The 477-nt window shown below is 50.7% G+C and carries 1 protein-coding gene; it reads right to left on the minus strand.

Annotated features, from left to right (window positions below; genetic code table 11):
• Window positions 1–477, minus strand: a 477-nt coding sequence (locus PQQ96_RS42215; RefSeq protein WP_408303372.1) for a hypothetical protein, incomplete at both ends; no start/stop codon positions are given.

Consider the following 477-nt stretch of genomic DNA (forward strand, 5'->3'; position numbering starts at 1 on the left):
CAAATCTCGAGGGATTCAAAGAACTGGCTGATTCTTTCGGTCCATTCCGAATCCATGTCCAAACAGCGCACGACGAAATTCACGATATCTTCGTGGGAGAATGGCAATGCTCGGGTCAGTTGGCCGATGACATCGTGGTAGTCAAGCCCGTGGGTCGTGCTGAATACGAGATCGACGGAACGTCGCTTTATATCGCGATCAGCACAAAAATTACCTAGATTCTCCTTAAACTTCTCAATAAGAATCTTTTCTGGTGCAAGGTCTCCTGGCAGGAAACAGTACGGCCACAAAAGTTTGTCAGAGAAGCTGTTCCGCACATCCCCGTCAAGCGCACCCAAAATTGGTGTCACTCCACCTTTTCGGGGATAGCACGTAAGCAACTTCGCTACATTCCCCTCGCCGAATGCCGGGATGAAGTCGAATCGCGAGAGCGCCGGATGCGCTTTCCGACGCAACAGTCCTCGCAGAAATGCAACA

It is taken from the genome of Paraburkholderia sediminicola (assembly GCF_046027825.1).
Lineage (GTDB): Bacteria > Pseudomonadota > Gammaproteobacteria > Burkholderiales > Burkholderiaceae > Paraburkholderia > Paraburkholderia sediminicola_D.